The 21,548-nt window shown below is 65.0% G+C and carries 23 protein-coding genes; 7 read left to right on the forward strand and 16 right to left on the reverse strand.

Going from position 1 to position 21,548, the window contains the following annotated elements; translation table 11 throughout:
* Nucleotides 1-11: 11 nt before the first annotated feature.
* Nucleotides 12-2,522, reverse strand: a complete 2,511-nt coding sequence (locus OE856_RS12255; RefSeq protein WP_263716418.1) for an ABC transporter permease — start codon at nt 2,520-2,522, stop codon at nt 12-14.
* The gene (locus OE856_RS12260) at nt 2,519-3,199 is read right to left on the reverse strand and encodes an ABC transporter ATP-binding protein (protein WP_263716419.1); all 681 of its coding nucleotides are present in this window, start codon (nt 3,197-3,199) and stop codon (nt 2,519-2,521) included. Before OE856_RS12260 ends, OE856_RS12255 begins: the two co-directional genes overlap by 4 nt.
* A gap of 12 nt (nt 3,200-3,211) precedes the next feature.
* On the opposite strand from OE856_RS12260, the gene OE856_RS12265 reads away from it, so the two are divergent.
* Entirely contained in the window at nt 3,212-3,889 is a 678-nt protein-coding gene (locus OE856_RS12265) for an arylesterase (protein ID WP_263716420.1), read from the forward strand.
* On the opposite strand, the gene hemC is transcribed toward OE856_RS12265, so the two are convergent.
* Nucleotides 3,886-4,839, reverse strand: coding sequence for a hydroxymethylbilane synthase (hemC, locus tag OE856_RS12270; RefSeq protein ID WP_263716421.1), 954 nt, complete (start codon nt 4,837-4,839; stop codon nt 3,886-3,888). The two genes, OE856_RS12265 and hemC, sit on opposite strands and share 4 nt — an antisense overlap.
* A 103-nt stretch (nt 4,840-4,942) precedes the next feature.
* Here hemC and hemE point away from each other — a divergent pair, with 103 nt between their 5' ends.
* Both hemE and OE856_RS12280 read left to right on the forward strand, forming a co-directional pair.
* Nucleotides 4,943-5,974 carry a uroporphyrinogen decarboxylase gene (hemE, locus tag OE856_RS12275; RefSeq protein ID WP_263716422.1) on the forward strand — a complete coding sequence of 344 codons (1,032 nt, stop codon included), beginning with the start codon at nt 4,943-4,945 and terminating at the stop codon, nt 5,972-5,974.
* A 31-nt stretch (nt 5,975-6,005) separates the two neighbouring features.
* Nucleotides 6,006-6,668 (forward strand): thermonuclease family protein, encoded by a 663-nt coding sequence (locus OE856_RS12280; RefSeq protein ID WP_263716423.1) that lies wholly within the window; start codon nt 6,006-6,008, stop codon nt 6,666-6,668.
* A gap of 70 nt (nt 6,669-6,738) precedes the next feature.
* On the opposite strand, the gene OE856_RS12285 is transcribed toward OE856_RS12280, so the two are convergent.
* The 3 genes from OE856_RS12285 to hemF form a co-directional block, all read right to left on the reverse strand.
* Nucleotides 6,739-7,812: a PLP-dependent cysteine synthase family protein gene (locus tag OE856_RS12285; protein ID WP_263716424.1), complete on the reverse strand. Its 1,074-nt coding sequence runs from the start codon at nt 7,810-7,812 to the stop codon at nt 6,739-6,741.
* A gap of 72 nt (nt 7,813-7,884) precedes the next feature.
* On the reverse strand, nt 7,885-8,427 hold the full coding sequence (locus OE856_RS12290; RefSeq protein ID WP_263716425.1) for an rRNA large subunit pseudouridine synthase E: 543 nt from the start codon (nt 8,425-8,427) through the stop codon (nt 7,885-7,887).
* Nucleotides 8,428-8,437: 10 nt separating this feature from the next.
* Nucleotides 8,438-9,328 (reverse strand): oxygen-dependent coproporphyrinogen oxidase, encoded by an 891-nt coding sequence (gene hemF, locus OE856_RS12295; RefSeq protein ID WP_263716426.1) that lies wholly within the window; start codon nt 9,326-9,328, stop codon nt 8,438-8,440.
* A gap of 137 nt (nt 9,329-9,465) precedes the next feature.
* Between hemF and OE856_RS12300 the strand changes: the two genes are divergently transcribed.
* Entirely contained in the window at nt 9,466-9,852 is a 387-nt protein-coding gene (locus OE856_RS12300) for a hypothetical protein (protein WP_263716427.1), read from the forward strand.
* A 3-nt stretch (nt 9,853-9,855) separates the two neighbouring features.
* Here OE856_RS12300 and OE856_RS12305 read toward each other — a convergent pair whose 3' ends face one another.
* Genes OE856_RS12305 through clpS form a run of 3 tightly spaced genes read right to left on the reverse strand, consistent with a single transcriptional unit; the run spans nt 9,856 to nt 12,048 of the window.
* Entirely contained in the window at nt 9,856-10,665 is an 810-nt protein-coding gene (locus OE856_RS12305) for an SDR family NAD(P)-dependent oxidoreductase (protein ID WP_263716428.1), read from the reverse strand.
* A gap of 40 nt (nt 10,666-10,705) precedes the next feature.
* Entirely contained in the window at nt 10,706-11,707 is a 1,002-nt protein-coding gene (locus OE856_RS12310) for a class I SAM-dependent methyltransferase (protein WP_263716429.1), read from the reverse strand.
* Nucleotides 11,708-11,727: 20 nt separating this feature from the next.
* Nucleotides 11,728-12,048, reverse strand: coding sequence for an ATP-dependent Clp protease adapter ClpS (gene clpS / locus OE856_RS12315; protein ID WP_263716509.1), 321 nt, complete (start codon nt 12,046-12,048; stop codon nt 11,728-11,730).
* Nucleotides 12,049-12,180: 132 nt separating this feature from the next.
* Between clpS and OE856_RS12320 the strand changes: the two genes are divergently transcribed.
* A complete protein-coding gene (locus OE856_RS12320; protein WP_263716430.1) occupies nt 12,181-12,882 on the forward strand; it encodes an HAD family hydrolase in 702 nt (233 codons plus the stop codon).
* Nucleotides 12,883-13,137: 255 nt separating this feature from the next.
* Nucleotides 13,138-14,541, forward strand: coding sequence for a serine hydrolase (locus OE856_RS12325; protein ID WP_263716510.1), 1,404 nt, complete (start codon nt 13,138-13,140; stop codon nt 14,539-14,541).
* Nucleotides 14,542-14,546: 5 nt separating this feature from the next.
* On the opposite strand, the gene ccoS is transcribed toward OE856_RS12325, so the two are convergent.
* Genes ccoS through ccoG form a run of 4 tightly spaced genes read right to left on the reverse strand, consistent with a single transcriptional unit; the run spans nt 14,547 to nt 18,793 of the window.
* On the reverse strand, nt 14,547-14,705 hold the full coding sequence (gene ccoS / locus OE856_RS12330) for a cbb3-type cytochrome oxidase assembly protein CcoS (protein ID WP_263716431.1): 159 nt from the start codon (nt 14,703-14,705) through the stop codon (nt 14,547-14,549).
* Between the two features lie 3 nt (nt 14,706-14,708).
* Entirely contained in the window at nt 14,709-16,898 is a 2,190-nt protein-coding gene (locus tag OE856_RS12335) for a heavy metal translocating P-type ATPase (protein ID WP_263716432.1), read from the reverse strand.
* 3 nt (nt 16,899-16,901) lie between these two features.
* The gene (locus OE856_RS12340) at nt 16,902-17,360 is read right to left on the reverse strand and encodes a FixH family protein (RefSeq protein ID WP_263716433.1); all 459 of its coding nucleotides are present in this window, start codon (nt 17,358-17,360) and stop codon (nt 16,902-16,904) included.
* Nucleotides 17,361-17,362: 2 nt separating this feature from the next.
* Nucleotides 17,363-18,793 (reverse strand): cytochrome c oxidase accessory protein CcoG, encoded by a 1,431-nt coding sequence (gene ccoG, locus OE856_RS12345; protein ID WP_263716434.1) that lies wholly within the window; start codon nt 18,791-18,793, stop codon nt 17,363-17,365.
* Between the two features lie 135 nt (nt 18,794-18,928).
* Here ccoG and OE856_RS12350 point away from each other — a divergent pair, with 135 nt between their 5' ends.
* Nucleotides 18,929-19,630, forward strand: coding sequence for a DUF2270 domain-containing protein (locus OE856_RS12350; RefSeq protein WP_263716435.1), 702 nt, complete (start codon nt 18,929-18,931; stop codon nt 19,628-19,630).
* Between the two features lie 100 nt (nt 19,631-19,730).
* Here OE856_RS12350 and ccoP read toward each other — a convergent pair whose 3' ends face one another.
* From ccoP to ccoO, 3 genes are read right to left on the reverse strand one after another with little or no spacing between them, the layout of a single operon-like run.
* Nucleotides 19,731-20,600: a cytochrome-c oxidase, cbb3-type subunit III gene (ccoP, locus tag OE856_RS12355; RefSeq protein ID WP_263716436.1), complete on the reverse strand. Its 870-nt coding sequence runs from the start codon at nt 20,598-20,600 to the stop codon at nt 19,731-19,733.
* On the reverse strand, nt 20,597-20,806 hold the full coding sequence (locus tag OE856_RS12360) for a cbb3-type cytochrome c oxidase subunit 3 (RefSeq protein ID WP_263716437.1): 210 nt from the start codon (nt 20,804-20,806) through the stop codon (nt 20,597-20,599). The genes ccoP and OE856_RS12360 overlap by 4 nt, the downstream gene beginning before the upstream one ends.
* A 9-nt stretch (nt 20,807-20,815) precedes the next feature.
* Nucleotides 20,816-21,541 (reverse strand): cytochrome-c oxidase, cbb3-type subunit II, encoded by a 726-nt coding sequence (gene ccoO / locus OE856_RS12365; RefSeq protein ID WP_263716438.1) that lies wholly within the window; start codon nt 21,539-21,541, stop codon nt 20,816-20,818.
* Between the last annotated feature and the right edge of the window lie 7 nt (nt 21,542-21,548).

Consider the following 21,548-nt stretch of genomic DNA (forward strand, 5'->3'; position numbering starts at 1 on the left):
AATCACGCGACCTATTCGCGCGCCCGCAGCACCCGCGCGGGCCGAGCCGACAGGGGTCGCAGGGCAAAGCCCAGACCGGCTAGAACGGTCATCGCAACGCCCCCCGCGACGATGACAAGGGCCGAGCCGGGTTGAAACACAAACGCCTCTTCCATCACGAATGTCATCACCGCCCATCCGGCAATGCCGCCCGCCAGAACGGCAACCCCGCCCGCCGCCGCGCCCAGAATGGCCGAGCGCAGCGTGAAATAGGCCAGCACCTGCCCGCGCACCGCGCCCACGGTTTTCAATATCGCCGCCTCATAGACCCGGGCGCGTTCGCCCGCCGCCGCCGCGCCAATCAGCACGAACAGGCCCGTCACCAGCGTCGCCAGCGCGCCATAGGTGATCGCCGCCGCCAACCCGCGCAGCACCTCGGCCACGCGGTCGATGGCGTCGCGCACCCGGATCGCGGTGATATTGGGATAGCTGGCCGCCAGATCGCGCAGAATGGGCGCCTCGGCGGCATCAGACGCATAGATCGTCGCGATCGAGGTATAGGGCGCCCCGGCCAGCGCGGCGGGGTTCATCGACATCACGAACCCGATCCCGGCGGTCGAGAAATCGACCACCCGAAAGCTGGTGATCGTGGCATTGATATCGCGGCCCAGAATGTTGACCGTCAGCAGATCGCCCAGCTTCAGGCCCATCTCTTGCGCCTCTTCCTGCGCGAAACTGATCTGCGCGGGGCCGTCGTAATCGGCGGGCCACCACTGGCCGTCGGTGATGACCGTGCCAGGCGGTGGCCTGTCCGAACTGGTGACGCCCCGATCAGAACTCAGCACCCAATGATCGCCGGCCACCTCGCGCGCGGGCTGGCCGTTGATGCGGGTGATCACGCCGCGCAGCATCGGCGCGGTCTGCACACGGCTGACGCCGGGGTCGGTATTCACGCGGGTCAGAAAGCCCTGCACCTGGTCGGGCTGGATATCGACGATGAAATAGCTGGGCGCGACATCGGGCAATTCGCCCGCGATAGCGTTGCGCAGGTTGGCGTCGATCTGGCCGACGGCGGCCAGCACCGACAGGCCCAGCCCCAGCGACAACACGACCGAGCGCGCCTCGCCCCCCGGCCCGCCAATCGCGCCCAGCGCCAGCCGCAGCGCGGTGCGCCCGCGCAGGGCCCGTGCCTTGGCGGCCCGGCGCGCCAGCCATTTCAGCGCTCCGGCCACGATGATCAGCAGCACCAGCGCCCCGGCAATGCCGCCCGCCGCCCAATAGGTCAGCCAGGCCACGCCCGACAGCCAGGCCGCCGCGCCCACCAGCGCCGCGATCAGCCCCAGCGTCACCAGCGCCACGCGCCAGCCCGGCAGGGCAAAGCTGTGCTCAATCTCATCGCGAAACAGGGCGGCGGCGCGGATCTGGCCGCTGCGCGACAGGGGCCAAAGGGTAAAGATCAGCGCGGTCAGCACGCCATAAAGCGCCGCCTGCGCCAGCGGCCCCGCCGCCACGCCCAGATCGGCGGGCAGTGGCAGTTGCGCCTCGATCACCGGGGCCAGCGCCAGCGGGATCAGCGCGCCAAGAACCAGCCCGATCGCGATGCCCAGCACCGCCAGCACCCCGATCTGCATCAGATAGGCGGCAAAGATCACCCGACCCTCGGCCCCGATGGTTTTGAGCGTGGCGATGACCTCGGTCTTGCTGTCGAGATAGGCGCGCACGGCAGCCGACACGCCGACACCCCCCACCGCCAGACCGGCCAGCCCGACCAGCACCAGAAAGGCGCCCATGCGTTCGACAAAGCGGGTCACGCCCGGCGCGGCATTGCGCGCATCGCGCCAGCGCAGCCCGGTGTCGCGAAAGAGGCGCTCTGCCTTGGCCTGAAGGGCGGCCAGATCGGCTCCCTCGGGCAGGGCCAGGCGGTAATCGCTGTCAAACAGGCTGCCCGCAGACAACAGGCCCGTGCCCTCTAGCGCCGCGCCGCGCACGATGCTCGGCGGCCCCAGCGCAAAGCCCGCGCCCGCGTCATCGGGCGCGCGCAGCAGGATGGCCGACAGGGTGAACTCCTTGGCGCCCAGACGCACCCTATCGCCCGGTGCCACGCCCAGACGATCGGCCAGCACCCGCGCCATGACCACGCTGTCACCCGCCAGCGCCCGGTCGATCGGCATGGGCGGAGACAGCTCGACCTGCCCATAGAGCGGATAAAGATCATCGACCGCCTTGATCTGCGTCAGCGCCCGCTGATCGCCCACAACGGCCATGGAGCGAAAATCAATCACCTCGGACACGGCGCGGGCATTGGCCTGCATCCAGTCGCGTTCGGCGTCCGACGCACGGCGATAGGTGAACGACATCTGCGCATCGCCCCCCAGGATCACCGCCCCGTTGGCGCGCAGACCGGCCTCGATCCCCTCGCGCACGGTGCCCACGGCGGCGATGGCCGCGACGCCCAGCGCCAGACAGGCCAGAAACACGCGAAAGCCGCGCAACCCGCCGCGCAGCTCGCGCCGGGCGATGCGGGCGGCGATGGGCAGGCTCATGCGGCGGCCCCGTCGATGCGGCCATCGCGCAGGCGCACCACGCGGTCGCAGCGTTCGGCCAGCTCGCGCGCATGGGTCACCAGAACCAGCGTCGCGCCGTGGCGGTCGCGCAGGCCGAACAGCATCTCGATAATCGCCTCGCCATTGGCGCCGTCGAGATTGCCGGTGGGTTCGTCCGCCAGCAGGATATCGGGGCGCGGCGCGGCGGCACGGGCCAGGGCAACGCGCTGTTGCTCGCCGCCCGACATCTGGCTGGGATAGTGATCCATCCGCGCGCCCAGCCCCACGGCGCGCAATTCCTCGGCGGCGCGGTCAAACGCGTCGCGGGCCCCGGCCAGTTCCAGCGGGGTGGCGACGTTTTCCAGCGCGGTCATGGTCGGGATCAGGTGAAACGACTGAAACACCACGCCCATATGGCGCCGCCGAAACCGCGCCAAAGCGTCCTCGCCCAGCGCGCCCAGATCATGGCCCAGCGCCCGCACCTGCCCGCCCGTGGCGCGCTCTAACCCGCCCATCAGCATCAACAGCGACGACTTGCCCGACCCCGAAGGGCCGATCAGGCCGACGCTTTGCCCCTGCGCCACGTCCAATGATATGCCATGCAGGATTTCCACCGGCCCGGCATTGCCTTTCAGCGTCAGGGTTACATCTGATAGGGAAAGGATAGGATCGGACATGGAGGGCCTGTAATGCTGCTTACCCGTCGATATGGGTCAATGGGCGCGCTGCGCAACCTGTTTGCGGGGTTGGGGCTGGCTTTCGTGGCCGCGCTGCCCCTGCGGGCAGAGCCCGTGACCATCGCCGCGCTGGGTGACAGCCTGACTCAGGGCTATGGGCTGATCGAACAGGACGGGTTCGTGCCGCAGCTGTCGCGCTGGCTGGTGGGTCACGGCCACGAGGTGCGGGTGATCAACGCGGGCGTATCGGGTGATACCAGCGCCGGCGGGCTGTCACGCATCGACTGGACGCTGACGCCCGATGTCGATGCGCTGATGATCGAGCTTGGCGCCAATGACATGCTGCGCGGGGTTGATCCCGCCGTGACCCGCGCAAACCTTGAGGCGATCATTCAAAAAGCGCAGGAACACCGCCTGCCCATTCTGCTGATCGGCATCGCCGCGCCCGCCAATTACGGCCCCGACTACCAGCGCGAGTTCGACGCGATCTATCCCGAACTGGCCGCGCAATATGACACGCTGCATTACGTGCATTTCATGTCGGCCATTGCCGATCAGGCGGCCAAAGAGGGCGCAATCACCGATTACCTGCAACCCGACGGGCTGCACCCCACGGCCGAAGGCGTGGCGCTGATCGTCAATGACATCGGCCCCTATGTGGAACAGCTGATCGAGATCACCGGCAATTAAAGGGTAAAGAACCCCTCGCCCGCCTGCGCGCGCAGGCCCAGCGCCATCTGGCGACCGGCCTCGGCCCCGTCGGCAATCGCACAGGTCACGTCATCGCGCAGAACCTCGCTGCCGTCGGGGCGCAGGATCTCGCCGCGCAGGCGCAAGGTGTCGCCATCCAGCTCGGCCAAACCGCCGATCGGCGTCTGGCACGACCCGTCCAGCGCAGCCAGAAAGGCGCGCTCGGCGGCCAGGCGCTGGCCAGTGGGGATGTGGTGAATGGCCTGCAACATCTCAGCCACGCGGGTGTCATCACCGCGGCGTTCGATGCCGATCGCGCCCTGGGCCACGGCGGGCAGCATGTCCTCGGGCTCGATGGCGGCGGTCACCACCTCTGTCCGACCCAGACGGGTCAGGCCGGCCATCGCCAGGAAGGTCGCAACGGCCACGCCATCTTCCAGCTTTTTCAGCCGGGTCTGCACGTTGCCGCGAAATTCCACGACATTCAGATCGGGCCGCCGCGCCAACAGCTGTGCCCGGCGGCGCAGCGACGAGGTGCCCACAACCGCGCCCTGCGGCAGATCGGCCAGCGCACCTACATGCGGCGATACGAACGCATCGCGCACATCTTCGCGCGGCAGATAGCAATCCAGCACCAGCCCGCCCGGCTGTTCGACCGGCATGTCCTTCATCGAATGCACGGCGATGTCGATGTCGCCCGACAGCATCGCCTCTTCGATTTCCTTGGTGAACAGACCCTTGCCGCCGATCTCTTTCAGCGGGCGGTCGGCGTTGATCATCGCCATGTTGTCGCCCGTGGTCTTGATGACCACGATTTCGAACGCCTCTTCGGGCAGGTCAAACGCCGCCATCAGGCGGGCGCGGGTCTCGTAGGCCTGTGCCAGCGCCAGCGGCGAGCCGCGCGTGCCGATTTTCAGCGGAGAAGCGGGTGTAGGAAGCGTATTCGTCATGCCCCGTTCCTTACGCGCGTCAGATTGACCTTGCAATGCCCCCGCTCTTGACATGTTGGCGCAGGCGGGCGACGACGCCCAGCAGCAACAGACGGGGAAAGACATGGCCGAGACCAAGAAACTGATGCGCGCGCTGGCAGGCGAGGTTCAGGATGTGCCGCCGGTATGGATGATGCGTCAGGCGGGCCGCTACCTGCCCGAATACCGCGCCACGCGGGCGCAGGCCGGCGATTTCCTGTCGCTGTGTTATAACCCCGAACTGGCCGCCGAGGTCACGCTGCAACCGATCCGCCGCTACGGGTTCGACGCGGCGATCCTGTTTGCCGATATCCTGCTGCTGCCGCAGGCGCTGGGCGCCGATCTGTGGTTCGTCACCGGCGAAGGCCCGCGCCTGTCGACCGTGACCACCCAGGCCGATTTCGACGCGCTGAAAGGCGTGGGCGATATCGACGAGGTGCTAAGCCCGATCTACGAAACCGTGCGCATCCTGTCGCGCGAATTGCCGGCCGAGACCACGCTGATCGGCTTTGCCGGCGCGCCCTGGACGGTGGCCACCTACATGATCGCCGGGCGCGGCACCAAGGATCAGGGCCCGGCCCACGCGCTGCGCACCGAGAACCAGCCGGTGTTCGACGCGCTGATCGACCTGATCACCAAGGGCACCATCGAATACCTGTCGAAACAGATCGAGGCCGGGGCCGAGGTCGTCAAGATTTTCGACAGCTGGGCCGGCTCGCTGAAAGGCGAGGCCTTTGAGCGCTATGCCCTGCAACCGGCCAAGGAAATCATCACCGCGCTGAACGCCCGCCACCCCGGCGTGCCGGTCATCGCCTTCCCGCGTGAGGCGGGCGACAACTATATCGGTTTCGCCAAGGCCACCGGCGCCGATTGCGTCGCGCTGGACAATTCGGTGTCGGCCGACTGGGCGGCGGCGAATGTGCAGGTCGATGGCTGCGTGCAGGGCAACCTGGCGCCGGGTCACATGGTCACCGGCGGCCAGGCCCTGATCGACGAGACCAAGCGTATCAAACAGGCGTTTTCCAAGGGCCCGCACATTTTCAATCTGGGCCACGGCATCACCCCCGACGCCAACCCCGACAATGTGCAAATCATGATCGACGCGATCCGGGGCTGACGCCCCGGCCAGAAACAGAGTTTTTCCAGCCTTGCCCCTACTCGGGCACCGCGCGCCACTATACGTTGAAATCTTCAGGATATTTAACGCTTCACGTGTCGGGTGGTTTTGGATGGCCTTATTTCTGTTCCTCGCCGCTTCGGCGGTTGTGCTTTATCTGATCGGCCGCACGCCTGACGACAAGACGCCCCCGTCCCGCCCCGCACCCGCGCGCGAGCAGCAGCCCCAGCCATTTGATACCCATTCAGCCCAACCGACGCCTGCCCCTATCGTCCTTAGCGGCCCCGCCTTTGTCGTGGACGGCGACACACTGGTCATCCGAAAAACCCAAATCCGCCTGTTCGGTGTCGACGCGCCCGAGATGAACCACCCGTATGGCGTCCGCGCCAAACGCGGCATGATGAGGCTTTGCAAGGGGCAGACCATCCGGGCCGAGGTGACGGAACAGGATGCCTATGGGCGCACCGTCGCGAAATGCTATCTGCCCGATGGCCGGGATCTGTCCGCCGAAATAGTCAAACTTGGTCTGGCGATCGACTGGGCTAAATTTTCAGGTGGAAAATACCGCAATCTAGAGGTCGCCGATGCCCGCCGCAAAATGTGGCTGGCCGATGCCCGGCAGAAAGGGCGGATGCATGTGTGGGAAAAATTCGAAGCCCAGCAAGCCGCCCGGAAAAAGCAGGCACAAGGGTAATCGGGGAATGCAGGCGCACATCCCAGCGCGCCTGCATCATGATCGTCATCTGGCCTGACGCGGCCAGAGATCACCCCATCTGATAGCCCGGCGTCGATTTCGAGATCGCCACCTCTTCGTCGTCCATGTCCTCGGCAATGCCTTCGAACAGCGGGGTCGACAGATAGCGTTCGCCGGTGTCGGGCAGCATCACCAGGATCACGCTGCCGGGGTCGGCCTTTTCGGCGATCTGCATGGCGATGGCAAAGGTCGAGCCGCCCGAGATGCCGGTAAAGATACCCTCTTTCGCGGCCAGCTTGCGTGCCCATTCGATGCCGACGGGGCCGGGCACCGGGATCAGCTGATCGTAGTATTTCCCGTCGATCGCCTCTTGCAGCACCAGCGGGATGAAATCGGGCGTCCAGCCCTGGATGGGGTGCGGCTCGAACGCGGGGTGGCTGGCCGCGGGTTCGCCCTCGGCATTGCGTTCCTGACCGGTGCCGCTGTTGACCAGCGCGGCATTGGCGGGTTCCGAGAGGATGATCTTGGTCTCGGGCCGTTCCTTGCGTAGCACGCGTCCGACGCCCGACACGGTGCCGCCGGTGCCATAGCCCGTCACCAGGTAATCCAGCCGCTCGCCCGCGAAATCGCTCAGGATTTCCTGCGCGGTGGTGGCGGCGTGAATATCGGCGTTATCGTCGGTTTCGAACTGATGCGCCAGGAACCAGCCATTGGCCTCGGCCAGCTCCTTGGCCTTTTGATACATGCCAAAGCCCTTTTGCGCGCGCGGGGTCAGCACGACCTTGGCGCCCAGCATCCGCATCAGGCGTCGGCGCTCGATCGAGAAACTGTCGGCCATGGTCACGACCAGCGGATAGCCCTTTTGCGCGCAGACCATCGCCAGACCGATCCCGGTGTTGCCGCTGGTGGCCTCGACCACGGTCTGGCCCGGTTTCAGCCGGCCATCACGCTCGGCCGCCTCGATGATGTTCACCGCCAGACGGTCCTTGACCGAGCCGCCGGGATTGAAGGCCTCGAATTTTACATAAACCGTTACCCCGTCCGGCCCCAGGTTGTTGACGCGAATCGTCGGCGTATCGCCGATCGTGTCCAGCACGCTGTCGTAACGGCGCCCGCGCCCTTTTGTGGTTCGGATATCAGCCATGTCGTCCCTCAGATATTGCGAGTGTGTGAGGGCATCAGCCTAGCATGTTTGCTGACCAAGTAGAGACCAAACCTAGGCCGGCCGCCATTTTCCGCTGGCCAGCCCGTCGATCGACCACTCGCCAATGCGATAGCGGATCAGGCGCAGAGTGGGGTGGCCCACGGCGGCGGTCATGCGGCGCACCTGGCGGTTACGGCCCTCGGTGATGGTCAGTTCGATCCAGCAATCGGGCACCGATTTGCGAAACCGCACCGGGGGCGTGCGGGGCCAGAGGCCTGCGGGTTCGTCGATGCGGCGCACCTTGGCCGGGCGGGTCTGGCCGTCGTTCAGCGCGACGCCATCGCGCAGCGCCGCAAGGGCGGCCTCATCGGGAATGCCCTCGACCTGCACCCAATAGGTTTTCGGCATCTTGGCCTTGGGGCTGGCAATGCGGTTTTGCAGCCGCCCGTCATCGGTCAGCAGCAGCAACCCCTCGCTGTCGCGATCCAGCCGCCCGGCGGCATAGACATTCGGCACGTCGATGTAATCGGACAATGTCTGCCGATCCGAGCCCTCGTTGCCCTTGTCGGTGAATTGCGACAGCACGTTGAAGGGCTTGTTGAACAGGATCAGCATCGCGCGCCGGTTACACCCATTTGGCCAGCGGCGGCAGGCTCATCAGCACGGCATTGGCGTCATGGCCGGTTTCCAGGCCGAATTTGGTGCCCCGGTCATAGACTAGGTTGTATTCGGCATAGAGCCCGCGATGCACCAGCTGCGCGTCCTTGTCGGCCTCGGTCCAGGGCGTGTCGCGACGCTTTTCCGTCACCGGCACAAAGGCGGGCAGAAAGGCGCGGCCCACGTCCTGGATAAAGGCGAAATCGGCCTCCCAGTCGCCGGTGTTGTGGTCGTCTAGGAAAATACCGCCCACACCGCGCGCGCGGTTGCGATGCGGCACATAGAAATATTCGTCCGCCCATTCCTTGAAGCGCGGGTAATAGCCCGCATCGTGGCGGTCGCAGTGTTCTTTCTGAACGGCATGGAAATGCGCGGTGTCCTCGGCATATTCGATGCAGGGGTTCAGGTCGGACCCGCCGCCAAACCACCAGGCATGGGGCGTCCAGAACATGCGGGTATTCATGTGAACGGCAGGGGTGTGCGGGTTTTGCATATGCGCCACCAGCGAGATGCCCGAGGCCCAGAACCGCGGGTCATCGGCCATGCCCGGAATGCCACGCGCAGCCATGGCCTGTTGCGCGCGCTCGCCCAGCTGGCCGTAAACTGTGGACACATTCACCCCGATCTTTTCGAACACGCGCCCGCCGCGCATCACGCTCATCAACCCGCCACCGGCGTCCGAGCCGTCGGCCGAGGCGCGCCGGGTTTCCGTCACCTCGAACCGGCCCGGCGTGTTGCCGGCAAAGGGGCCGGTCGCCTGCGTGTCTTCCAGCCCCTCGAAGGCCGCGACGATCTGATCGCGCAGCTCTCGGAACCAGGCCGAAGCGCGGGCTTTGCGGGTGTCGAAATCATCGCTCATGACGGGCCTCCCATTCGTGTCGCGCGATTGACTAACAGCTTTGCCCGCACCGCACCAGCCGCCCCCGCGACGACGTGCGGAATTGTCTCGGCCCCGTGTCGCACCTATATTGGTCTGGTCGTAACGAGGATCTTGTCATGCGATACACCGCCCTTGCCCTTTTGCCGGTGCTGGCCCTGGCCGCCTGCGCCACCCCGCGTCAGCAATGCGACCGCGCCGCCGTTCATGACCGCGACATCGTGGGCGCGCTGATCATCGAAACCGAACAGAACCTGAAACGTGGCTATGCCATCGAGACAGAGCTGCGCACCGAACCGCGGTTCCAGTTCTGCTATGGCCATCATCCGAACCGCAATGTCGGAATGGTGCTGTGCAACAGCTCGGATACGGTCGAGGTCGAACGCCCTGTCGCCATCGACACGGCCAGCGAAAAGGCCAAGCTGAAATCGCTACGCGAACGCTATGCGGTGCTCAGCGAAGAGGCCGACCGAGCGCTGGCGCAATGCGCCCGCACCCACCCGTAAGGATCAGTGCGCCGGGGCCGCAACCGGATCAAGCAGGGTGCGGCCGCCATCGACGGTCAAGATCTGCCCGGTCATGAAACTGGCCGCGTCCGAGGCCAGGAACTGCGCCGCCTCGGCCACCTCTGACGGTTTGGCGATCCGCGCCAGCGGCGTGTGGTCGCGAATATCGGCGCGGTAATCGGTGTGCTCGCGCAGGCTGGTTTTCAGGCTGTCGCTGAGAACAGAGCCGAACGCCACCGCATTCACCCGAATGCGATGCGGCGCCATGGCCACCGCCAGCGAGCGGGTCATCTGGTCCAGCGCCGCGCAGCTGACCGAATAGCCCAACAGCGACGGATGCGTCCGCCGCGCCGCGATCGACGACAGGTTGATGATCGTGCCGATCGTGCCATCCTCGCGCTCTTCGTCCTCGGCCTGCTTGATCATCCGCCGCGCCACGCATTGCGACATGCGCAGGCTGGTCATCAGGTTTTGCTGCAACAGCTGTTCAACCGCGTCGTCATCGGGGTTAAGCGGGTCCGAGGTCAGCAGCTGGCGGCTGGCGTTGACCAGGATATCGACACGCTCGAACGCGTCGATCGTGGCCGACAGCAGGTTGGCAATGGTCAGCTTTTCGCGCAGATCGCCCGCGAAATAGCGGATATTGCCCTCGGTTTGGGCGGCCTCGCCCACCTGTTCGATCAGCGATTTTTCATCCATGTCGGCGAACACGACATTGGCGTCATGCTCGGCGAAATGACGGGCGATAGCCAGGCCGATGCCATTCGCGGCGCCGGTGACGATGGCGGTTTTGCCAGCGATGGAAAAGCTCATGCCAGGATCTCCTGATTCCCTGTCCAGAGGTTAGAGAGTTTCACCGCCGGGGGCGAGAGACCCCCAGAGGGTGCGCGGCGCGGATGATCTTGAACCCGGTGTCGCCGCCCATTTCGGCCACGTCGCGGAACAGCGTGGCCAGGCTGCGCTCGTAGGGCAGATGGCGGTTGGCGACGATCCACATCTCGCCGCCGGGCGTCAGCATCCGCGCGCCCGCCGCCAGAAAGGCCACACCCAGCGCCGGATCGGCGGCGCGGCTGGTGTGAAAGGGCGGGTTGCAGAGGATGACATCGAATTTCACGCCCGGTTTGAACTTGGTGACATCGGCCCAGTGAAACTGCGTACGCGGGTCGGTCACGTTGCGGCGCGCGCAATCCAGCGCGGCGTGATCGGCCTCGATCAGGTGCAGCTCGGTGATCGCGGCGCGGTCCAGCACCTGCGCCGACAGATAGCCCCAACCCGCGCCCAGATCGGCCACGCGGCCCTTGATCTTGGCCGGCAAGGCCTGCGCCAGCAGGGCCGAGCCCCGGTCGACCGCATCGGCGGAAAACACGCCCGGCTGGGTTTCGAACCCCTCGGGCGCCTGGTGGTCCGGCGCGGCCCAGTCGGCCAGATCGGCGGCGTCGCCGGTCAGGCTGAACAGCTTGCCATGCGATTTCGACAGGGCGGGTGAACAGGCGGCGCGCTTGCGGCAGTCCTTGAACAGGCTGTCGATACCGTCGGTTTTCTGGCCATCGACGATCACCAAACCGCCCTTGGTCGCGGCCAGCGCGCGGGCCAGCCACAGCCGGGCCTGCGCCTTGGCGCGCGGCACGAACACCACCGCCGCCGCATAGTCATCGCCCAGATCGGTCACCACTTGATAGCCGCGCCCGGCCCAGGCGTCGTGATCGGGGCGAAAGCCCTGGATGATCTGCACCCGGTCGCGCGGCAGGGCCGACAGATCGGCCCCCGCATCGGGCCCGATCACCGCGATCAGACCATCATCGGGCAGCACGGCCGCGCCGGTTTCCAGCGCCAGTGTCAAACGGGAATGGGACATGTGATGGCTAGGGGCGCGCCCTATTCCTTTTCAAGCGTGCATTGCAGCGGGTGCTGGTGGCGGCGGACGAAATCCATCACCTGCGCAACCTTGGTCTCGGCGATCTCGTAGGTAAAGACCCCCACGACCGCGACGCCTTTCTTGTGCACGGTCAGCATCAGCTCGAACGCCTGGGCGTGGTTGAGACCAAAGAACCGTTCCAGCACATGCACCACGAATTCCATCGGCGTGTAGTCGTCATTGAGGATCAGCACCTTGTACAGCGGCGGGCGCTGCGTCTTGGGCCGCGTCTGGGTCAGAACGCCGGCTTCGCCTTCGGGGCTGTCGTCTTTATCGGACATGGTGGCGGCAGTGATGCGCACGACGCCGGCTCCGTGGTGGTTGCAATGACAATAGGTTCGGGCCTCATATATAGGGACGGCGACCGGCCTGAAAAGGCTTAAGGGCCACTGTGACCCCATGTAGGAGGCCAAATGGGCGCTCAAATCACGACAATCGGCTTTGATGCGGATGATACCCTTTGGCAGAACGAACAGTTCTTTCGCCTGACCCAGGAACGATTCGCCGAATTGCTGGCCGATTTTACCGATCGCGACCACCTGCATGACCGCCTGCTGGCGGCCGAGCGCCGCAATGTCGGCCACTATGGGTTCGGCATAAAGGGCTTTGTGCTGTCGATGATCGAAACCGCGATCGAGGTCACCGAGGAACGCGTGCCCGCCTCGGTCATCGCCGAGCTGCTGGCCGCCGGTCAGGACATGCTGCGCCACCCCATCCACCTGCTGCCCCATGCCCGCGAAGCGGTCGAGGGCCTGGCCGCCAGCCACCGCATCCTGCTGATCACCAAGGGCGACCTCTTGGATCAGGAACGCAAGCTGGCGCAATCGGGGCTGGGCGATCTGTTCGATGGCGTCGAGATCGTCAGCTACAAAACCCCGCACATCTATACCGACATCTTCACCCGCCATGGCAGCGGGGCCGGGGCGGCGCTGATGGTGGGCAATTCGCTGAAATCCGATGTCATCCCCGCGATCGAGGCCGGGGCCTGGGGGGTCTATGTCCCGCATGACCTGACATGGGAGCTGGAACATGCCGAGCCCCCCCGCACCCATCCGCGCTATCGCGAGTTGCCCGATCTGGGCGAATTGCCGCGTCTGGTAAGCGATCTGGGTTGATCTGGCCCCTGCCCGAGCGCACGCCCCAACATCTAGCCTCGTGCCAGCACCCACGGCAAATCCGTTGAAAATAGGGTGTTTTCCGAATGCATACCCTGTGCTAGGCTTGGCAAAACAAATCAAGATCCGACCCGGAAAACCGGGCGGAATGAGGCAGTAAAGGCAGGTATCGTGCAGGTTTTCCGGCACCTCTCCCCCGTGGGCATTCTTCGCGCGTTTCTGACGCTTGTGTTCCTTTTGGCCGCGCCCGTGGCCATGGCTGCGCCTTATGCCGCCATGGTGATCGACGCGCGATCGGGCGAGGTGCTGCATTCGCGCAATGCCGATACCCGGCTGCACCCGGCCTCTCTGACCAAGATGATGACGCTCTACATCGCCTTCGAGGCGATCGAGCATGGCGAGATCTCGCTGGATACCGAGGTCACGATCTCTCGCAATGCCGCGGCCGAGCCGCCGTCGAAACTGGGCCTGCGGGCCGGGCAAAAGATCAAGCTGCGCTACCTGATCCGCGCGGCAGCGGTGAAATCGGCCAACGATGCCGCCACCGCCATCGGCGAGGCGATCGAAGGGTCCGAGGCCGCATTCGCGCGCCGCATGAACCGCACCGCCAAGTCGATGGGCATGAGCCGCACGACCTTCAAGAACGCCAATGGCCTGACCGAGGCCGGTCACCTGTCGACCGCCCGCGACATGACCACGCTGGGCCGGCACGTGTTCTATGACTATCCCGACTATTACAACCTGTTCTCGCGCCGCACCGCCGATGCCGGCGGCAAGACGGTGGCCAATACCAACCGCCGCTTTCTGGGCAGCTACAAGGGCGCCGACGGCATCAAGACGGGCTATACCCGCGCCGCCGGGTTCAACCTTGTGGCCTCGGCCGAGCGTGGGCAGGAACGCATCATCGCCACCGTTTTCGGCGGGCGCTCGTCTGCGTCGCGCAACGCCCAGGTGGCCGAGTTGCTGGATATCGGCTTTCGCCGTGCCCCGACGCGGGTCGCGGTAAACCGGCCTGGCAAGCCCAGCTATCTGGGCCGCGTCGGCAACAACGCACCGACCCAGATCGCCAGCCTCAAGACCTCGCCCGTGCCGCGCGCCCGCCCGGTGCAGGCCCCGCCCCCAGAGGTGCTGATCGCCATGCAGGACGGCATCGAAAGCGCGCTGCAGGCCGCAATCGAGGCACCGGTGGAAACGCCGACGGCCGAAACCGCCGAGCCGCAACTGGCCGAAGCCGCGCCCGAGGCCCAGAACACGCCGTCTACGGAAACCGCGCTGGCCGCCCGCATCCCCGCCGATGCCACCCCGCGCGCCCGGCCGGAACGCCTGATGCTGGCCTCGCTGGCACCCGAACCGGCCCCTGCGGCCGCCCCCGCGCCCGAAAGCGGGCAGGAAATCGTCACCCGGGTCTCGACCTCGGGCGGGCGCCTGTGGGGCATCAATGTGGGGCTGTATCCGTCACGCTATCAGGCCGAACGCGTGCTGCTGCAAACCGCGCTGGTCGAGATCGAAACGCTGGATGACGCCCTGCGCAAGGTCAACCAGACCAGCCGCGGCTTTAACGCCAACTTCGTCGGCATGACCCGCGAAGACGCCGATCTGGCGTGCCGCCGCCTGTCTGCGCGCGGCACCGAATGCGCGACCATCGGGCCGGCATCGTAATCTGATCAGGGTTTGGGGTGATCGTCCCAGTCAGTGCTGAGAAAGCGCTGACTGTCGCCGTCGGGGTCTTCGAACTGACGCGAGCGCAGCGCCCAGAAGAACGCCACCAGCCCCAGCCCCCCCAGGAACAGCGAGATCGGGATCAGATAGACCAGCGTTTCCATGGGTTACCTCAGGCGCAATGCGTTCAGCGACACCGTAATCGACGACAAGGACATCGCCAAGGCCGCAGCCAGCGGCGTGGCGAACCCGGCCAGCGCAATCGGCACGGCGATGACGTTGTAGCCCAGGGAAATGGCAAAGTTTTCCTTGATCCGGCGGGTCGCCTTGCGGGCGGTAATCAACGAGTCGCCCAGCGGCGACAGATCGGCGCCCAGCAGCACGATATCCGATGCCACCCGCGCCGCATCCAGCGCCGACGAGGGCGAGATCGACACATGCGCCGCCGCCAGCGCCGCCGTATCATTCAGCCCGTCACCCACCATCAGCACGCGCTGCCCGGCCTGGGCCAGCCCCTGCACAAAGGCCGCCTTGTCTTGCGGCAGGGTCGCGGCCTGCCAGTGTTCGATACCCAGACGCGCGGCCAGATCGGCCACCGGCGCAGGCGCGTCGCCCGACACCAGATGCACGGTGATGCCCTGTTGCAGCAGGCCGGTCACGGCCTCTTGGGCGCCGGGGCGCAGGCTGTCGGCAAAGGTAAACTCCACCGGGGCGGCATTGCCCACGCGCAGCCAGGCGGCGGTCTCAGAGCCCGCCGCGGCGCCCAGCCATTCGGCGCGGCCGAACCGCACCTGCTGATCGCCGATCCGGCCTTCGATGCCATGGCCCGGCACTTCGGCGATGCTTGACACATTAGCCGGGTGGATGCCCGCACGCCCGGCCTCGCGGGCCAGCGCGGCGGCCAGCGGATGGGCCGAAGCCGCCGCCAGCGCCAGAGCGATTTCCAGGTCACGACGGGCGTGATCGCCCATGTTAGTCGGCTGCGGCATGCCCAGCGTCAGGGTGCCGGTCTTGTCGAAGACAACGGTATCGACCTCGGCCAGACGTTCCAGAGCGGTGCCATCCTTGATCAGCATCCCGCGCTTGAACAGCCGCCCCGAGGCCGCCGTGGTCACGGCCGGAACGGCCAGACCCAACGCGCAGGGACAGGTGATGATCAGCACGGCCACGGCAATGTTCAGCGCCAGGCGCACATCGCCCCCACTGATCACCAGCCAGCCGATAAAGGCAAAGAGCGCCAGCAAATGAACGCCCGGCGCATAGATCTGCGCGGCCCGGTCGGCCAGCGAGGTATAGCGGTTTTTCGAGCTTTCCGCGATCGCAACCAGATCGGCCATGCGGTGCAGCGAGCTGTCTTCGCCCGCGGCGGTCACGCGCACATCAAGCGGGCCGGTCAGGTTGACCTCGCCGGCACTAAGAACCTGGCCCTCGCCCGCAAAGACGGGCAGGGTTTCGCCGGTCAGCAGCGACCGGTCGATCTCGGACTGACCCGCGATCACCACGCCATCGACCGGCACGCGCGCGCCGGGTTTCACCCGCACGACATCACCAACGGCGATGGCGGAAATGGCCACGGTCTCTTCGCCATCAGCACCGATCCGCAGCGCGCGCGGCACCTCAAGCGCGGCCAGTTCCTCGGCCGCCGAACGCGCCACGGCACGGGTGCGGTGATCGAGATACCGCCCGGCCAGCAGGAAGAAGGTCAGCGACAGCGCCGCGTCGAAATAGGCATGGCGGCCCGACAGCATGGTTTCATAAAGCGACATGCCCCCCGCCAGCAGGATCGCCAGCGAGATCGGCACATCCATGTTCAGATGCCGCGCCGACAGCGCAGCCCAAGCATTGCGAAAGAACGGCTGGCCCGAAAAGGCGATGGTGGGCAGCGCGATCGCCGCCGAGATCCAGTGAAACAGATCGCGCGTCGCGTCGGTTGCGCCCGACCACACCGCGACCGACAACAGCATGACGTTCATCATGGCAAAGCCCGCCACCGCCATGCGCATCAGGATATCGCGGCCCGCCTTGTCGGTGGCCGTGGCCGAGATCACGCCGGGGTCAAGCTCGTGCGCCTCGTAGCCCAGGCCTTCGACCACCTTGACCAGATCCTCGGCGGTAATGTCGGGCTCTGCCTCGACCGCCACGCGTTTCAGCGTCAGGTTCACCCGCGCCGAGCGCACGCCGGGCGCGGCATTGAGGCCGCGTTCGACCGTCGAGATACAGCCCGCGCAATGGATCGTGGGCAGCGACAGCATCAGCCGCGCCTCGGTCGCGGCGCGGGCCTCGGCCAGCTTTTCGGCGGCGGGTGTCACCGCACAAGCCGGACAGGCCGAAGGGCGCGGGCTAAAAGTGGCGGTCATGGATCAACCCCTGACAAACAGTTCCAACCGGCGGCGAAACTCGGTGCCATCCTCGGCCACCGCCTCGATCTGCATCATCCACTTGCCCCGGTCCAGCTGCACCGGCGCCGTGTAGCGACCAGCATAGCCTGTGAACTCGGGGCGAATATCGCTGCGCGATTCGGTGGTGCGACCCAGCAGAACCTGCATGTCCTCGGGGATGACCGAGGCGCCGCCGGGGCCGGTAAAGACCAGCTCCAGCGTGCCGTTTTCGTAGGTGCTTTCGACATCCCAGCCCAGGCGCTGCTGCGCCTCGCGGCGGGCGTCGAATTCTTGGCTGGCGACATAGGTGTTCTTGACCTCAAGCCCGGGGAACGTGTCGATCGCCAGCCAGGCCATCACCACGTTGACGGCAATGATCACGCCAAAGGCCGAGGCCGTGATGATAAAGACCGTTCGCCCGGTTAGCGGTTTGCCTGCCATGATCACTTTCCAGTTCCGTTGAACACCGTGTCAGTCGACGCGCGGTCGCCGTTCGAAGTGTCCTCGATCCAGAAGCGGAACTCGGTGCGCTCGGACTTGGCCGCATCCGATCCCGGAGGCGCCATGACATAGACACGCTGAATCTTCATCGTGTCGGCGGGCACATTGACCACTTCGTAGATCGACCCTTCGAGCTGCACGCGCAGAGTCGGATCGCCCTTTACAGTAATATGAAACGGCCGCTCTTCGCCATGCTTGTTGCGCAGGCGCAGGTCATAGGCGTTGCGGATCGTGCCGTCGGACATGGTGACGTAGACCGGGTTGCGAACCGGCGAAACGGTCATGTCGATATCCGAGCGGATGAACAGCGCCACCAGCAGGATGACACCCACCAGCGACCACAGCGCGGTGTAAAGGATGGTGCGCGGGCGGAAGACGTGCTTCCACACCGATTTGGGCGTGTTGCCTTCGCGTTCGCGCTGTTCGTCGGTAAAGGCCATATAGTCGATCAGACCACGCGGTTTGCCGATCTTGTCCATCACGTCGTCGCAGGCGTCGATACACAGCGCGCAGGTGATACAGGCCAGCTGCTGACCTTCGCGGATGTCGATCCCCACCGGGCAGACGTTCACACAGGCCATACAGTCGATGCAATCGCCCAGCTGATCGGCATTGGCGCCCTTGCGGTGCTTGCCGCGCGGCTCGCCGCGCCAGCTGCGATAACCAACAACCAGCGTGTCTTCGTCCATCATCGCGGCCTGGATGCGCGGCCACGGGCACATGTAGATACAGACCTGTTCGCGCATGAAACCGCCGAACACGAAGGTGAACAGCGCCATGATGCCAATGGTGGTATAGGCGATCGGATGCGCGCTGAAGGTCACCAGGTCGACCAACAGTGTCGGCGCATCGGTAAAGTAGAACACCCACGCGCCCCCGGTCGCGATGGCGATCAGGAACCATAGAATCCATTTGGTCATGCGCAGACGGATCTTGCGCGCATCCCACTTGGCGTTCCACAGCTTGACGCGCTTGTTGCGGTCACCCTCGACCCAGCGTTCGACCAGGATAAAGAGGTCGGTCCAGACCGTCTGTGGGCAGGCATAGCCGCACCAGACTCGGCCCAGCGCCGAGGTGAACAGAAACAGCCCCAGCCCCGCCATGATCAGCAGACCCGCGATGAAATAGAATTCATGCGGCCAGATCTCGATCCAGAACATAAAGAACCGGCGGTTCGCCATGTCGACCAGCACCGCCTGATCGGGCAGGCTGGGCCCGCGATCCCAGCGAATCCAGGGCGTCAGGTAGTAGATGCCCAGGGTGATCGCCATGATCCACCATTTCAGGGTGCGGAACTTGCCGCTGACCCGGCGGGGAAAGACGGGTTCGCGGGCGGCGTAAAGCTTCGGCTCGGGGGTCTGTGTGTCGGACACTTTTGATACATCCAAAATATTTGTTGGCGATTGTCATGTCGCATGACGGCTTTGCATAGGCTTTGACCCAGATCAAAACAGATGACACTGTGACAAAAGGCCCGCCAAGAGGCCAAAAAAATCAAGGGAAGGGCTATGCACGACCACGACACGTCGCATGAAAAACGCAGCATCGACCACGAAGAGGAATTCACCCCCGCCGAAATCGGCGCGCTGGCGCACCTTTATCGTGGCGAGGTCTATCGCAGCACCATCTGGCGCACACGCCTTGATACCACCACGAACTGGGCCGTGGTCACGTTGGGCGTGGCGCTGTCGATTTCCTATGCCTCACCCGACGCCTCTCCGCTGCCCTTGATCCTGGTGGGCGTGCTGATCCTGTTCTTCATGATGCAAGAGGCGCGGCGCTATCGCTATTTCAACGTCTGGCGGGCGCGGTCGCGGTGGATGGAGACCCATTTCTACGCGCCGATGCTGCAAGACGGCGACCTGCATACCGAAGAGAACTGGCAAAAGGTTCTGGCCGACGATTACCTGCGGCCGCAATACCATATCAGCTTTACCACCGCGATGGCGCGGCGGGTGCGGCGCAATTACCTGTGGATTCTGATGATCCAGACCGCCGCCTATATCGGCAAGCTGCTGGTCCACCCAACCCAGGTCGAAAGCCTGGCGCAATTCGCCGAACGGGCGCGGATCGGCCCCATTCCGGGCGAGATCGTCATGGCAATCGGGATGATCTACATCGCAACCTGGATGTCGATGGCATTCTGGATCAGCGGCGCGGATGCGAAAAAAGCCAAAGCCAGGGGTAGCGGCGGCGCGTCAATGGGGTAAAACCCGTTAAAGGACACCGGCCCCCTAGGAAACGCGCGAACAGGATGGGGGCCGGTGCTTTCAACCGGGGGCCTTGCGGCCCCCGGAAGCTTTTCAGGACTTATTCACCGCCACCAAGCGAGTGAACATAGGTCGAAACAGCGCGAATATCGGCTTCGCTCAGACGACCCGTCCAGTTGGGCATCACGCCGTAGCGCGAATTGGTCACCGTCTCGGTCAGCGTGTCGACCTCACCGCCATACAGCCAAACGGCGTCGGTCAGGTTCGGCGCGCCCTGGTAACGGTCGCCGGTGCCATCTTCCATGTGGCACGAGGCACAGTTGTCGAGGAACACGGTTTCACCCGCAGCAGCCAGGGTGGCGTCGGCCTCCTGGTTGGAAATCTGGCGGACATAGTGGACCACCTGATCGATTTCCTCAGCTTCTAGGATCTCGCCGAACTTGGGCATTTCCGAGTAACGGGCATCGGGATCCTGCTCGTTGCGGATGCCGTGCGACACGGTGAGGTGGATATCCTCGATCGTGCCGCCCCACAGCCAGTCGTCGTCCAGCAGGTTGGGATAGCCCGCACCCTGGACACCGGCCGCACCCGACCCGTGGCACTGGGCGCACCAGGTCTGGAACACGGCTTTACCGGCGTTGACCGAGTAGTTCATCAGCTCGGGGTTCGACGGAATCTCGGTCAGCTCGGCCACGATCAGCTTGGCTTCGACCGGGGCATTCATGTCGTCAAAACGCTGAATGTCGGCCGCCACGTTGGCGCGGGTCGAGAAACCCAGAAGCCCCGGAGTAGCCTCTTTCAGAAGCGGCCATGCCGGATAGGCGATCGAGTAACCGATGCCCCAGATGATGGTCAGATAGAAGGTCCACAGCCACCAGCGCGGCAGGGGGTTGTTGAACTCTTCGATGCCGTCCCAGGAATGGCCCGTGGTTTCGGGATCACCCGGGTTCTTGTTCTTGTCGGTGCTCATGTCCGCGCCTCCTTAATATGCGCGCCGTTCGTATCGTCGTCGCAGGCGGGTTTGTTCTCATGCCGGAAAGGGATGTTGGCTGTGTCGCGGTATCCCCGGGTGCTGCCTGGGCGAAACGCCCAGACAATCACACCCAGGAAGAACACGGTCATGGCCAGCAACGCCCAGCTGTCGGCGAATTCTCGCAGCAGGGAGTAAGTGTCCATCACGCCCTCCTAGCGGCTCGCGTCCGGCTCGAAGGTCGAGAAGTCGACCAGCGTGCCCAGCATTTGCAGATAGGCAACCAGAGCGTCCATTTCCGAGATACCCGGCTGGCCGTCAAAGTTGCGAACCTGAGCGCCCGGATAACGTTCCAGCAGACCGTCGGTATCGCCCCAGGGGTCGATTTGAACCGCATAGTCGGCCTGTGCGTTTTCCAGCATCTCTTCGGTGTAGGGCACACCCACAAAGGCGTTCGTGCGCATCGTGTCTTCGATGTATTTGCCATCGATCATACGATTAAGCAGGAAGCCATATTTGGGCATCACCGACTCCGGCACCACCGACTGCGGGTCAACCAGGTGGTCGACGTGCCACTCGTCCGAGTAACGGCCGCCCACGCGGGCCAGGTCAGGCCCGGTCCGCTTGGAGCCCCACTGGAACGGGTGGTCGTACATCGACTCGGCCGCCAGGCTGTAGTGGCCATAGCGTTCGACCTCGTCGCGCATCGGACGGATCATCTGGCTGTGGCAGACATAGCAGCCTTCGCGGATGTAGATGTTCCGGCCTTCCAGTTCGAGCGGCGAGTAGGGCCGCATGCCGTCCACCTCTTCGATGGTGTTCTCGAGGTAGAACAGCGGTGCGATTTCCACGATGCCGCCGATGGTGACAACCAGGAAGCTGAAGATCAGCAGGAGCGTCGCGTTGGTCTCGAGGATCTTATGTTTATCGAGAATAGCCATTTCTGCT

The sequence above is a fragment of the Actibacterium sp. XHP0104 genome, assembly GCF_025751515.1.
Taxonomy (GTDB): Bacteria; Pseudomonadota; Alphaproteobacteria; order Rhodobacterales; family Rhodobacteraceae; genus Actibacterium_D.